Consider the following 13,347-nt stretch of genomic DNA (forward strand, 5'->3'; position numbering starts at 1 on the left):
ATATATGACTTACGAATATGAAGGAAAAACAGAAAAAGAAGCTATTGAAAAAGCTGCTGCTGAGCTTGGACTTGAAAAAGACCAGTTTGATGTTGAAATTCTTGAATCCCAGAAAAAAAGCTTGTTTAAAAACGGATATGTAAAAATCAGAGTTCACACAGTTGATTCAAAAAATCAAGTTTCACCTGAATTTGATGGAAAAGTTCCTAATGCAACAACAAGAGCTAATGACCCTTCGTTAGTTTCTAATCCTCTTCCTCAGGACGAAATTGAAGAAAAAATTATTGATTTTGTAAAAACTCTTATTGAAAAAATGGGATATGAGGCTGCTGTTGAAATCATGTTCCGTGAAGAAAAAAAGATTGGAATAAAACTTTCAAGCGAGTCGTCTTCAATTCTTATTGGAAGAAAAGGCAAAAACCTTGATGCAATGCAGCTTATTGTAAATGTTTACGCAGGACATCTTGGAAGAGAAGATTTGCGCATTATTCTTGATACAGAAAATTATAGAATCCGCCGTGAAGAAAGTCTTGTGCGCCTTGCCTATGTTACAGCTGACAAAGTCCGCCAGAAGAAAACTTCAATTTTGCTTGAGCCGATGAATCCTTTTGAGCGCCGTCTTATTCATACAACTTTAAATGATATTGCAGATGTTGAAACCAAATCGGAAGGAGAAGGTTTATATAAGCAGGTGCGCGTTATTTATAAAGGTGTGCGCTGATTAAAATTTGGAGAAAAGCCGATGAAAAAGTTTATTTTTAGAATTTCAGGATTTTTTTTAGTTTTGAATTTTTTTACTGCATTTTTGTCGGCTTATTCCGCGGAAGAAATTCTTGGAAAAGAAAATTTTGAGCTTTTAAAGCAGCAGGGAAAAATTCAGGCTAATGAGTTTAAGCCAAAAGAAGCAAAATTTTCACTTCTTCCTAAAACTGAGCTTTCAAATAAAATTGCAGAAGAACTTGCGTCAAATGAAGGTGATTTGCCTTCTCTCATTGGCGAAAATATTTATCTTATTCCAAAAGAAAATATTGATTTGAATGAGGCTTCTGTAATTTTACGTTCTGTCAGCAAAATGGAAGGAATGCAATATTATTCAAATGGTGAAAAAAAGTGGACTACGCTTTATCACGACGCATATTGCATTGCAGGACCTCAAGATAGAACTAGAGTTGATGATAAAACAGAAGGAAGCGCAAACGGACTTGTTCAGTATTGCCTTTTAAATGACAATTCGCTTGGAAAAACAAACTACGAAGTTTCATATTTTCAGACTGAAAATGAAATTTCAATGAAACTTGTAAACACAACCCCTGTATATTACAAGTTTATAAAAGCTGTAAAGCCAGAAAATGTTCATATAAATCTTGTTATGACAGTTTGTGATGATTATATTGTCGTTTATATGAATGTAAAGGCGAATTTTTTCTCTTTGGGAGTTCTTGAAAAAAGAATGCAAAAGTCGCTTTTAAATAGGCTTGATGCGATTTACACATGGTTTTCTAAGCAAATTTCTGAGTGATGTTTTGGGGGAAAAATGAAAAAATTTATAGGGGCGTTGCTTTTTGCCTGCTCGCTTATTTTTTATGGAGGATGTAAACCTATGAAATCTTTGGAAGGAAAAAATGGACTTTTTGCTGTAATAAATACAAGCAAAGGCGATATTATTCTTGAACTTTTTTATAAACAGGCTCCTTTAACGGTAACAAACTTTGTTGGACTTGCGGAAGGAACTTTGGATGCTGCAAAAGGAAAGCCTTTTTATGATGGATTAAAATTTCATCGTGTTATTGCTAATTTTATGATTCAGGGCGGAGATCCAAAAGGAAACGGAACAGGCGGTCCTGGATATAATTTTGCAGATGAAATTGTAGATGGACTTGAATTTACAGGTTCTGGAGTTCTTGCAATGGCAAATGCAGGACCTGGAACAAATGGAAGTCAGTTTTTTATAACCCATGTAGAAACTCCTTGGCTGAATGGTCATCATACAATTTTTGGACACGTTGTTGATGAAGCAAGCCAAGCTACAGTAAATGCTATTGCTCAGAATGATGAAATTAAAAGCATAAAAATTCTCCGTCAAGGCGAAGAAGCTGAAAAATTCACTGCAACACAGGCTGATTTTGACAGGCTTGCCGCAGAAGCTGAAAAAAAGGCTTTGGAAGCAAAAGAAAAAGCAAATGCTTCAAAAATTGCAGAAGTAGAAAAGAATTTTCCAGGATTTGAAAAAGATAAGAATGGAATTTACTATAAAATAACAAAAGAAGGCACTGGAAATAAATGCGGCTCAAGAAAATCAGTTGCTACTGAATATAAGGGATATTTAGTAGACGGAAGTGTTTTTGATCAGTCAAAAGGCAGAGGCCCTCTTGAATTCCAAACTGGAGCAGGACAAATGATTCCAGGCTTTGATATTATGGTTCAGGATATGAAGCTTGGTGAAAAAAGAACAATTGTAATTCCTTCTGATTTGGCGTATGGAGACAGAGGCTACCCTGGAGTAATTCCTGGCGGCGCTTATATTGCATTTGATATTGAACTTGTAAAGATAAAATAATTTTTTTGAAAATTAACAGGCACGTTGTTAATAGCAGCGTGCTTTTTTTTATTGTGGAAAAGTCATTTATTCACTTTTTTATACCAAGTTTTCCACAAAAATTTAAGAGTTTTACACATAAATCTGTGGAAAATTCCCTTTAAATGCACATAAATTTACACAAGTTTTCCACAATTGGTGGAAAATTCAGTAAATTTATGTTGAGTAAAAAGAGGTTTGAATGGAAATTTTAAGAAAAGTCACAAAACTTGATATAAATGCTATTATGAACATTGAAAAAGAAGCTTTTGCGGAAGAAATTCAAGAAAGCAAAGATGTTTTTCTTGAACGCATAGAAACATTTCCTGAAGGATTTTTTATTTTAGAAGAAAAAAACAAAAAAATTGGATATTTTTCTTCTGAATTGTGGAATTCTGTACCTCAAAAAGGTGACAGTTGCTTTTCTTTAAATCATTCAGCGTTGAAAAATCATAAAAAAGAGGGTACAGTTTTATATATAAGTTCCATAGCAATTTTAAATGAGTACAAAGGAAACGGATTGGGGTACAGATTTTTCAGTGAAAGTGTAGAAAAAATTATAAAGTCATTTCCGCAGATAAAAGAAATTGTGCTTTTAGTAAATGAAATTTGGATTCCGGCTTTGCACATATATAAAAAATGCGGTTTCATAGAATATGGACGAATACAGAATTTTTTTTCTTCTGACGGAATAAAATCTGATGGAATTTTAATGCGAAAGAATGTGGAGCAATAAAAATGAATGATTTGCAATGGAATGTTTTTTTGAGATTTAGAGACGAGTTTAAAAATCTTTGTAGTCAATGGAGCCAGTTTTCAAGTGAACTGTACCCATTGCAAAAAGAATCTGCAAAAGATACTCCAGATTACAATTTGGAAACTGCAATTGTCTATAACAAAGCTTATGATGAAGTTCAAAAATCTGACAAAATAAATTTCATTGTTATTGGAGATAATCCTGGAAAAGAAGAGCAATTGGCTTCTAATCAAAAATATTTGGTCGGACAAAGCGGAAGAATTGCAGAAGGATTTTTTAGACGCAATCCAGAATTGGGTACAGATTTTAGAAAAAATGTCTTGATTTTGAACAAAACTCCTATTCATACTGCAAAAACTGTTCAATTAAAATATATTCTAAAAAATGGAAGCAAAGAAATTGTAGATCTTGTAAATGAAAGCCAGAAAAAAATGGCTCAGCTTGCATTTGAACTTCATAATGGACTTTTTTATAATGCAGAAGATGGTTTTCCGGAATTATGGCTTGTTGGATATTCTGAACTTAAGAAAAATGGAGTTTTTAATGGGTACAGAGATGAGTTGAAAAAGCAATATGAAGGGTACAGTTCTTGGAATAAAGTTCTTGTATACCAGCATTTTTCAATGAACAGATTTATTATAGATTTAAATGAATTTAGAAAAAACAGCAATCTTCCTCTAAAAAACTGTCTTGAAGAAATCGGAAAAATTCATAAAAACGAAATATTTGGCTCTTAAATTTGCTCTATGCTGGACAAATAATTTATGAGTTTGTCTTTTATCAAAAAATCAGCGATTGCCATTTGGCTTAAAATAGAAAGCGGACAGCCGAATTTTTGGTACTGATTTTTGTAGCTTTCTAAAATTTTCTTTGGAAGAATTGCCGCCGTCGTATTTATTGATTTCGAAATCAGATTTGAAAAATTTTCAATATAAATGCATTTTCCGTTAAAATCTTGGCTATAAACAAAGTCAGAGCCAGATATTTCTGTAGATGTGTCGTATTCAATTATATATCTGAAATCTTCTTTTGCCGCCCATTCAAGAATTTCCTGCTTTTTCTTCTTTGAATCTGTGTTTTTTGAGTAAATAAATGCTGATGTTGCTCCGCTTTTTTCTAGCAGTGCGGCAATGGATTCTTTTGAGTCAAACGGAATTTCAGTAGTTTTTATATTTGCCGCGTAAAAAACATCTGTAAGAGAAGAATGAAATCCCTGCGGAACTGCAATGCATGGTTTTATTTCTTTTGGACGGATTGATTTTTCTGCAAGGTGCAAAAGTCCGTGCAAACTGCTCTTGGGATTTTTGAATTCATCTAAAAGAAGAAGTTTAAATAAAATATCGGCTTTATTGCAAGAAACAACAACTTGCGATGGATTTACTTCCAAATGATGAAATTTATATAAAAATGCGGCTATTGCTATTCTTAGAGGTGCTTCACCGGTTAAATCTGGAATTTTGTTTCCTTCCAAGAGATTTTTATTTTCTTTTATGGCGGTTTTTGCTGATTCAACATAATCTTCTATTGGAGAAAGTATTTTTCTTTTTTCTGGTGAGGCTTTTACAAGGTCGCCTGTGTTCATCAGAATTGTTTTTTCATTATTATCTGAAGGCAGTTTTAAAACAGAATTTTGTTCTTCCTGTTCAGTGGAAAAAGGATCGGGCAAAATAAAAGTTCCTGAATTTTTTAAAACAGAACTGTCTGCATCAATGTTTTCTGTTACAAAGTCGCTTTTTTCTTCAGATTTTTCTTTTTTGCGTTCTTTTATTATTGATTCAACAGTAGGAATTCCTTCATCTTCAGTTTTTTCTTTGGAATGAAGATTTGGTTCTGTATTGCTTGGATTTTTTACAAAGAATCCGCTTTTAGAAAGAGAATAAATGTAGCCGTTTGATTCAAGTTCGCTGTAGGCTTTTGTTACTGTGTTTCGGCTTATGTTGTAGTCTACTGAAAGTGTTCTAATTGAAGGAAGCTTTGTTTCTTCTGGAATCTCTTTGTTTTCGATTGCATTTACGAAAAATAAATAAAGCTGATGATAAAGCTTTACTTTGCTTGTCTTGTCCAGTTTTATTTCAAAATTGTTCACAAAGCCACTCCAAATTTTATCTGTACCCATAAAAAGGCATTAGATATTATAAAACATGATTTTCAAAAAAGCAAATTATAAGCTGAAACTTTCCGGCAAAAGTTGTTCCAAAGTCATTATTTTGTATTCATCTGTAGATTTTGCCAAGATTATTTTAAAGTCTTTTTTACAGAATTCAGCAAGAACTTGGCGGCAAACTCCACATGGCGGACAAAAGTCTTCTATTTTCCTATTTTTTCCGCCGACAACTGCAATTGCTTCAAATTCTTTTTTTCCTTCGCTTACAGCTTTAAAAATTGCGGTTCTTTCTGCGCAGTTGCTTGGTCCGTAAGCTGCGTTTTCAATGTTGCATCCTGTATATATTTCGCCTTCGGAAGTTAAAAGAGCCGCTCCAACATGAAAATTCGAGTATGGAACATAGCTGAAATTTAGCATTTCGATTGCTTTTTTTATAAGTTTTTCTATGAGGATTTTTTCCATTATTTTGCTGCCTTTTTAAGCTTTATTTTTCTTTTTGAAGGATCTTCATTTTCCTTGAAAAAAATCGCTACGTTTCCGATTATTCTGACAAGAGTTGAGTCTGTTCTTAAAGCTATGTCGTTTGCATATTCAGCGCGGTCTTCTTTGTACTCATTGAATTTTACTTTTATAAGTTCATGCGCTTTAAGAGAATTTAAAACCATCTGCACAAGGGAATCTGTAACTCCGTTCTGTCCTATTATAACGATAGGATCAAGATTGTGGGCGGCTTTTTCAAGTATTTTGCGTTGTTTGCTTGTAAGTTCTAACATATAAATATTTTATCCGAGGTTTGTGTTAAAGTCAAATGTCTACGCCAAGTCCAAATAGCGCAAAATCCGATTTTACAGGGTCAGATGGAAAAATTTCTTTCATTGCGTTTGTAAGTTCAATTGCAGTTTTTATGGTTGCAGATTTTGGTTTTCCTGATGAAGATGGGGACAGAATTCCCATTTTTGTGGCTTCTTGCATTACGTGTGTGTCCAGCGGAACTAAAAGATTTTCTTTTTTATACCAAGAGCTCCAAAGTCCTAGGTCAACTGGTGAATTGTCGCGAACCATCCATCTTAAAAGCATGTTTACTTTTTTTGCGGCTGTAGTTTTTGAATGAGGAATCAAGGCGCAGTTTTCTGGAAAAAGTGAACAGATTGTTTCGTGTAGAAAACCTCCATTATAATGGTTGCAGATAAAGTTTCCTATGGTGTCAGAATTGTCCAGCATTGATTTTAGAGTATCAAAGAAAAGTAAAAAATCATTGTGAGTGTACATTCTGTAAAATGACTTATTTCCTTGTGTAAAAAAATCTCTGTAACCTTCTTTTTGTACCCATTGTGAGGGACAGTCTGTTTGAGCCAGTATTTGTTCTATATGGGACAAAATCTGTACCCTTTGACCGAACGCCATGTTTGCCGCAATAAAGGCTGCAGTTTCCTGATCTCTAATTGATTTGTATCTGTGCATAAACTTAGAAGGGTCTTTTTCCAGAAAATCTTTTGTTTCGTACTTTTGCGCAAGAAAGACAATTTTTTCTTTTAGTTCAGATGAAATAGCCATAATGTCAGTTTAGATTTTTTCTTTTTATTTTTCAATGTTTAAAAATTAGCAGAAATTTTACTTTTTGGCTTGACAAAACTCCGGGGGGGGGTAAAATGAAAGTAATTATTTTCATGTTTTAGGAGAATTTATGAAAAACTTTGCTAAAATTTCGGCTGTTTTGGTTTCTTTATTTTTTGTGTTTTTTGCTTTAGGTTGTAAAGATGACAGCGATGATGATGAACAAAGCTATTTGCTTGAAGGCGGTATAATTTCTAAAACTGTTTATGAAAAATTTAGATACTATTCATCATCTCAAATTGACCAGTGCAGAGCTGAATGTCTGCTTTATACAAAAGCCGGAACTTATGAAAAAGAAACTGTTGATGAAGACGACTTGGCTAGTGAACTTGATTTTTTAACTGATTCTCAAATTCAGTATATAAAAGAAAATTATTCATGCATTATATTTTTTGAAACAACAAATTCTGATGAATACTTTTGGCTTTACTCTCAAAAAGAATAGAATTTCTTCATCTGTACATAAATAGAAAAAAAATGTATACTAAGATTTTAGTATGACAGACTCTACTAAAGCATTTTTGCTCCTTGCAAATGGACAGGTTTTTGAAGGTGAAAGTTTTGGCGCAACTGGCTGTGTTGTTGGCGAAACAGTATTTACTACCGGCATGAATGGCTATCTGGAAACTTTAACAGATCCCAGTTATTACGGTCAGATTGTAACCCAGACATTTCCTTTAATAGGAAACTACGGCGTTATTTCAAAGGATTTTGAAAGCGCGGATGTCCATGTAAAAGGCTATATAGTACGGTCTGTCTGCGAGATTCCTTCCAATTTTAGATGCGAATACGACTTGGACACTTTCCTTGCGGCGCGAAAAATAATCGGACTATGCGGAATTGACACTAGGGCTTTGACAAAAATCTTGCGTGAAACAGGCGTTATGAACGGAATGATTGTTTCAGGCGATGGAGAAGAAGCCCAAAGCATCAGAAAAGCATTGAAATCCGAGACAGAAAAAGCAAAACTTCTTAAAAAAATCAAATCATACAAAATAAAAGATGCGGTTGAAAGTGTAACTTGCAATGCTTCAAAAATAGAAGAGCCTGCCGATGTCGTTTTCAAGGAGTCTGCGGAATACAGATTTGTTCCTGTTCGTTCTGACGGCACAAAGGAAAATGATCCTGCCATTGCCATGAAGGACGGAAAAGGAAAAAAAGTTGTTCTTTGGGACTTTGGCGCAAAGGCTAATATCCGCAGAGAGCTTTTAAAAAGAGGATTTGAAGTTGTTACTGTTGCAGGTTCTGCTACTGCAAAAGAAATTCTTGCGCTTAATCCAGATGGAATCATGCTTTCAAACGGACCTGGCGATCCAAAAGAAAATGTAAAAATTATCGAAGAAATCAAAAAGATTGCAAAGTCAGGAGTTCCGATTTTTGGAATTTGCCTTGGACATCAGCTTTTGGCGCTGGCAATGGGTGCAGATACTTCCAAGCTTAAGTATGGACACCGCGGTGCAAATCAGCCTGTAAAATATCTTGCTACTGGCCGTGTTTATATTTCAAGCCAGAACCACGGATATGCTGTAAAAAACGACACTTTACCAAAAAATGCAGTCTTGAGCTTTGTAAATACAAATGACGGAACTTGCGAAGGAATCATTTATACAAAGATTCCGGCGTTCAGCGTGCAGTTCCATCCGGAAGCTTGTTCAGGTCCTCTTGATACAGGATTTTTGTTCGATGATTTTGTTCGCCTTATAAACAACCATGATTATTTTAAAAATTTTGAGGCGAAATTTGAAAGAATCGATTCAATCAAGTACTTTGCAAAAACTATAAAGAATACTTCTGCGCATAAAAAAGCTGCAAAATAAGCGGTTTGCGGGTACTGGAATATATTCTTTTTAACTGATATTTGGCACGGGAGCAAAAATTATGCCGCTTAACAAAGATATTCACAAAGTTATGGTTATTGGATCTGGCCCTATTATTATAGGTCAGGCTGCGGAATTTGACTATGCGGGAAGCCAGGCTTGCAAGGCTTTAAAGGAACAGGGACTTGAAGTTGTTCTTGTAAATTCAAATCCAGCTACTTTGATGACAGATCATACAATGGCTGATCAGATTTACATTGAGCCTTTGATTCCAGAGACAATTCAGCGCATTATAGAAAAAGAAAAGCCGGATTCACTTCTTTCAACTTTGGGAGGACAAACCGGACTTACTTTGAGCATGGAGCTTGCAAAATCTGGATTCCTTGAAAAGCACGGCGTAAAACTTTTGGGCGCAAAGCCAGAAACTATAGACAAGGCAGAAGACCGCCAGATGTTCAAGGACACAATGCTTGCAATTGGAGAACCTTGCATTCCGTCTAAAGTCGTTACAACTTATGAAGATGCCCTTGATTTTGTAAAGAATGAAATCGGCTATCCTGCAATTATCCGTCCTGCGTTTACTTTGGGAGGAACTGGCGGCGGAATTGTCCACAATGACGAGGAAATGGACGAAATTGCCCATAACGGACTTCACCGCTCCCCTATTCATCAAATTCTTGTTGAAAAATGTATTTCCGGCTGGAAAGAAATAGAATTTGAAGTTATGAGAGACAGCGCGGGAAACGTTCTTACTGTCTGCTCTATGGAAAACTTTGATCCGGTTGGTGTTCATACTGGGGATTCCATTGTAATTGCTCCAACTGTAACCTTGAGCGACAAGGAATACCAGATGCTGCGTTCTGCGGCCTTGAATATTATTTCTAGCCTTGGAATGGAAGGCGGCTGCAACTGCCAGTTTGCATTGAATCCAAATTCATTTGAGTATGCGGTAATTGAAGTAAATCCGCGTGTAAGCCGTTCTTCTGCCCTTGCTTCAAAAGCTACTGGCTACCCTATTGCAAAAGTTGCCACTTTGATAGCGATTGGCTATACGCTTGATGAAATTCCGAATGCTGTAACAAAGAAAACTGCGGCTTGCTTTGAGCCTGTTTTAGATTACGTTGTTGTAAAAATGCCGAAGTTCCCGTTTGACAAGTTTGTTTATGCAAAGCGTGACTTGGGAACACAGATGAAGGCGACTGGCGAAGTTATGGCTATTGGCCAGACTTTTGAGCAGGCGATTATGAAGGCTGTCCGCGGAGCAGAAGTTGGAGCTCAAAGCTTAAACCTTCCGTCTTTTGTTGAAATGAGCGATGCGGAAATTGAAAAACGTGTTGGCGAATGTACAGACCAGCGTATTTTTGCAATTTTCCAGGCAATTAAGAGAAATATCCTTTCAATAATTCAGATTAATAAAATTACAAAAATTGACTTGTGGTTTCTTGCTAAGCTTGAAAATCTGGCTTTTATGGAAAAAGATTTTGCAAAAGTCAAAGCTGGAGAAAAAGAATTCACGCCGGAACTTTATAAAGCTGCAAAAAATGCTGGTTATCCAGACAAGGTTATTCAGGAGCTTGCAGGACAAAAAATAATTGGAGCTTCTGGAATTCTTTCGGAAGCAAAAGAAGCTGCAAAGCTTGTAAAACAAGGAAAAGTTGCCCATATTCCTGCTGTCTACAAAATGGTTGACACTTGTGCTGGAGAATTCAATGCGGAAACTCCGTATTTTTATGGAACTTATGATTCTCAGAATGAAGCCCGCATTTTCCTTGATGAGCGCAAAGAAAAAGGAAAGAAATCATCAAAAGGAACAATTATCGTTCTTGGTTCAGGACCAATCCGCATTGGACAGGGAATTGAATTTGACTATGCTTCCGTTCAGTGCGTGTGGGCTTTAAAACGGCTTGGCTATGATGTTGTTACAATAAACAATAACCCAGAAACCGTTTCTACTGACTTTGATACAAGTGACCGCCTTTATTTTGAGCCGCTGACTCCAGAAGACGTTATGAGCGTTATTAACACAGAAAAACCTGTTGGAGTTGTTGTTGCTTTTGGCGGGCAAACTGCAATTAAGCTTACGAAATTCCTTGATTCCCAGGGAATTCGTATTTTGGGAACAAGCGCAGATTCAATTGACCTTGCGGAAGACCGTGAGCGTTTTGAAGAGCTTTGCGAAAAACTTCATATAAACCGCCCTAAAGGACTTACAATTTTTACAGAGGAAGAAGCTCTGGAAGCAACTCAGAAACTTGGCTACCCTGTTCTTTTGCGCCCGTCTTATGTTCTTGGCGGCCAAAACATGATTATTGCCTTTAACGATGACGATGTAAAGGAATACATGAAGATTATTCTTGCCCAGGGAATTGAAAATCCGGTTTTGATTGACCAGTACATGATGGGCACAGAGCTTGAAGTTGACGCTATTTGCGACGGAAAAGATATTCTTATTCCGGGAATAATGGAGCATATTGAGCGCACAGGAATTCACTCAGGAGATTCCATTGCGGTTTATCCAAGCTGGAATTTAAACGATATTCTGCGTGAAAAAATTATAAATCAGTCCAGAGAACTTGCTTTGGCGCTTGGAACAAAAGGTCTTGTAAATATTCAGTATCTTATTTACAACAATGATTTGTACATTATTGAAGTGAATCCGCGTTCAAGCCGCACAGTTCCTTACATTTCAAAAGTTACAAATGTTCCTATGGTTGATTTGGCTGTTCGTGCAATGCTTGGAGAAAAAGTAAAGGACATGGGATTTGGAACTGGACTTTACCGTTTGCCTCCGTATTTTGCAGTCAAAGTTCCTGTTTTCAGTTTTGAAAAACTGATGGACGTTGATACTCATCTTGGACCTGAAATGAAGTCTACTGGTGAAGTTTTGGGAATTGCTTCTACAATGGAAGAGGCTATTTTTAAAGGCTTGATTGGCGCAGGCTACAATATGAAAAGAAGCGGCGGAGTTTTGTTCAGCGTAAGAAAAACTGACCGCTATGAGCTTCCGGACTTGGCGAAGAAATTCTATGACATGGGATTTAAGCTTTATGCCACAGAAGGAAATGCAAAAACAATCAGCGACTTTGGAATGGAAGTTGAAGTTGTAAATAAAATCCATGAAAATCCAAACGACAACCTTTTGTCTTTGCTTGATTCTGGAAAAGTTGACTACGTGATTTCGACTTCTGCAAAAGGAAGAGATCCACGCGCAGATTCTGTACGCATGAGACGCCATGCAGTTGAGCGCGACATTCCGTGTCTTACAGCAATTGATACAGCAAATGCCATTGCAAACTGCCTAAAGTCAAAATATACAGCTGAAAATGTCGAGCTTGTAGATATAAATCAGCTTAGGGAAGAAAAGCAAAAAATTACTTTCTACAAGATGGATTCAACAGGAAACGACTTCATTGTTATAAATGCAATGAATCAGCTTGTAAAAAATCCAGCAGGGCTTGCGGTTCGTCTTTGCGACAGAAGAAATGGCGGAATTGGCGCGGATTCTCTTGTTCTTATTGAAGAAAGCAAAATTGCCGATGCAAAAATGCGCTTTTTCAATCTTGACGGAACAGAAGGAAAAATGGCGGGAAATGCAATCCGTTGTGTTGGAAAATATCTTTACGACAACAACATAAAGGGAATTCAGGAAAAACACGGAAAGAAAACCGATGCGACTGAAAAAATCACAATTGAAACTGGCAGCGGAGTAAAAACTCTGGTTTTGTATAAGCAGAACGGAAAAGTTACTTCTGTTACAGTTGACATGGGAAAGCCTCTTTTTTCTAGCGAAGAAATTCCAACGTCTTTGGTTGCTGTCGATGTTCCAAATTGCGGCTTGAATGAAGAAAACAAAAATGCTGTTCTTCCAAAGAAAGCTGTTGTCAATGCGCCTTTGATTGTTGCGGAAAACGAATACAGAGTTACCTGTGTAAATGTCGGAAATCCTCATTGCGTTGTTTTCAGCAAGTTTGTGGACAAAGAGCCTGTTGCAAAAATTGGACCTTTGTTTGAAAGCCATTCAGTTTTCCCGGAAAAGACAAACACAGAATTTGTGCGCGTTGTTGGTCCGAACGAGCTTAAGATGCGTACTTGGGAGCGCGGAAACGGCGAAACTTTGGCTTGTGGAACTGGAGCTTGTGCGGCTGCGGTTGCTTCTGTTATAAACGGATTTTCTCCTATAAATCAAGATATAACAGTAAAAGTCCGCGGCGGAAATTTGATTGTAAAATATACAGGCGAAACTGTCTTGCTTACGGGAAACACAAAAATGTGCTACCAAGGCGAAGTTGAAATATAAATTTGGATTTTGATGAAATTAATTGTCATTGCCGTGTTTGATACGGCAATCTGTTGTAATTTTTGAATTGACAAAATAAAAACTAAAAGTGAAAAGCCCATGAGATAATTCTCATGGGCTTTCTTATGTTATCGGGCTCGTGAGCCCGTGAAAATATGAAGCGAAGCGGAATATTTTCACAAG

Annotated in this window: 12 protein-coding genes; 8 read left to right on the forward strand and 4 right to left on the reverse strand. The window is 36.4% G+C overall.

Annotation, left to right across the window (positions count from 1 at the left end):
- Positions 1-4: 4 nt before the first annotated feature.
- The 5 genes from jag (at position 5) to Q0N70_RS07525 (ending at position 4,069) form a co-directional block, all read left to right on the forward strand.
- Positions 5-721 (forward strand): RNA-binding cell elongation regulator Jag/EloR, encoded by a 717-nt coding sequence (jag, locus tag Q0N70_RS07505; protein ID WP_294015436.1) that lies wholly within the window; start codon positions 5-7, stop codon positions 719-721.
- A 21-nt stretch (positions 722-742) separates the two neighbouring features.
- Complete coding sequence (locus tag Q0N70_RS07510; RefSeq protein ID WP_294015437.1) at positions 743-1,519, forward strand: DUF6675 family protein; 777 nt, start codon at positions 743-745, stop codon at positions 1,517-1,519.
- A gap of 15 nt (positions 1,520-1,534) precedes the next feature.
- Positions 1,535-2,557, forward strand: a complete 1,023-nt coding sequence (locus Q0N70_RS07515) for a peptidylprolyl isomerase (RefSeq protein ID WP_294015439.1) — start codon at positions 1,535-1,537, stop codon at positions 2,555-2,557.
- Positions 2,558-2,777: 220 nt separating this feature from the next.
- The gene (locus Q0N70_RS07520) at positions 2,778-3,311 is read left to right on the forward strand and encodes a GNAT family N-acetyltransferase (protein ID WP_294015441.1); all 534 of its coding nucleotides are present in this window, start codon (positions 2,778-2,780) and stop codon (positions 3,309-3,311) included.
- Positions 3,312-3,313: 2 nt separating this feature from the next.
- Entirely contained in the window at positions 3,314-4,069 is a 756-nt protein-coding gene (locus Q0N70_RS07525; protein ID WP_294015443.1) for a hypothetical protein, read from the forward strand.
- Here Q0N70_RS07525 and Q0N70_RS07530 read toward each other — a convergent pair.
- The 4 genes from Q0N70_RS07530 to Q0N70_RS07545 all read right to left on the reverse strand — a co-directional run bounded on the left by Q0N70_RS07530 (position 4,066) and on the right by Q0N70_RS07545 (position 6,990).
- Positions 4,066-5,418: a GntR family transcriptional regulator gene (locus Q0N70_RS07530; RefSeq protein ID WP_294015445.1), complete on the reverse strand. Its 1,353-nt coding sequence runs from the start codon at positions 5,416-5,418 to the stop codon at positions 4,066-4,068. The two genes, Q0N70_RS07525 and Q0N70_RS07530, sit on opposite strands and share 4 nt — an antisense overlap.
- 75 nt (positions 5,419-5,493) lie before the next feature.
- Complete coding sequence (cdd, locus tag Q0N70_RS07535; protein WP_366774798.1) at positions 5,494-5,889, reverse strand: cytidine deaminase; 396 nt, start codon at positions 5,887-5,889, stop codon at positions 5,494-5,496.
- A gap of 8 nt (positions 5,890-5,897) precedes the next feature.
- Entirely contained in the window at positions 5,898-6,209 is a 312-nt protein-coding gene (locus Q0N70_RS07540; protein WP_294015451.1) for a YhbY family RNA-binding protein, read from the reverse strand.
- 31 nt (positions 6,210-6,240) lie between these two features.
- The gene (locus Q0N70_RS07545) at positions 6,241-6,990 is read right to left on the reverse strand and encodes a TIGR02757 family protein (RefSeq protein ID WP_294015453.1); all 750 of its coding nucleotides are present in this window, start codon (positions 6,988-6,990) and stop codon (positions 6,241-6,243) included.
- Positions 6,991-7,120: 130 nt separating this feature from the next.
- On the opposite strand from Q0N70_RS07545, the gene Q0N70_RS07550 reads away from it, so the two are divergent.
- From Q0N70_RS07550 to carB, 3 genes are all read left to right on the forward strand, one after another.
- The gene (locus Q0N70_RS07550; RefSeq protein WP_294015455.1) at positions 7,121-7,495 is read left to right on the forward strand and encodes a hypothetical protein; all 375 of its coding nucleotides are present in this window, start codon (positions 7,121-7,123) and stop codon (positions 7,493-7,495) included.
- Between the two features lie 52 nt (positions 7,496-7,547).
- Positions 7,548-8,867: a carbamoyl phosphate synthase small subunit gene (locus Q0N70_RS07555; RefSeq protein WP_294015457.1), complete on the forward strand. Its 1,320-nt coding sequence runs from the start codon at positions 7,548-7,550 to the stop codon at positions 8,865-8,867.
- A 61-nt stretch (positions 8,868-8,928) separates the two neighbouring features.
- Complete coding sequence (carB, locus tag Q0N70_RS07560) at positions 8,929-13,164, forward strand: carbamoyl-phosphate synthase large subunit (RefSeq protein ID WP_294015459.1); 4,236 nt, start codon at positions 8,929-8,931, stop codon at positions 13,162-13,164.
- Positions 13,165-13,347: the final 183 nt, after the last annotated feature.

It is taken from the genome of uncultured Treponema sp. (genome assembly GCF_945873775.1).
Taxonomy (GTDB): domain Bacteria; phylum Spirochaetota; class Spirochaetia; order Treponematales; family Treponemataceae; genus Treponema_D.